General features: G+C 73.8%; 1 pseudogene. It reads right to left on the bottom strand.

The features are described 5' to 3' along the window. Positions 1-301, bottom strand: a pseudogene (locus tag KVT39_RS36740) (nodulation protein NfeD); the annotation flags it as partial.

The following is a 301-nucleotide window of genomic DNA, read 5'->3' on the forward strand; positions in this document are numbered from 1 at the left end:
TCAGCGCGACATTCGGATCGGTGATGATCGACAGGAAGCGGCTGAGCCAGTCGGGTAGGCCCACGACGAGCGGCGCATGCGCGGTCGCGGGCCGCAGCGTGCCGGCGGTGGTCGTCGCGCTGTGGCCGTCGAGCTGGCGCGCGAGGGCGGCCGGATCCTGCGCGATCAGGTCGACGACGTGCTGCGCGCGCGCGTCGGTCGCCGACAGGCTGACGGCCTCGCGCACCGCGCGGTCGGCCCATTCGGCATTGCGCCCGCGCAACTGCGCGAGGCCGCGGAAGTAGCCGGGGGAGTCCTGGAT

This window comes from Burkholderia sp. GbtcB21, assembly GCF_019091065.1.
GTDB lineage: Bacteria > Pseudomonadota > Gammaproteobacteria > Burkholderiales > Burkholderiaceae > Burkholderia > Burkholderia pyrrocinia_C.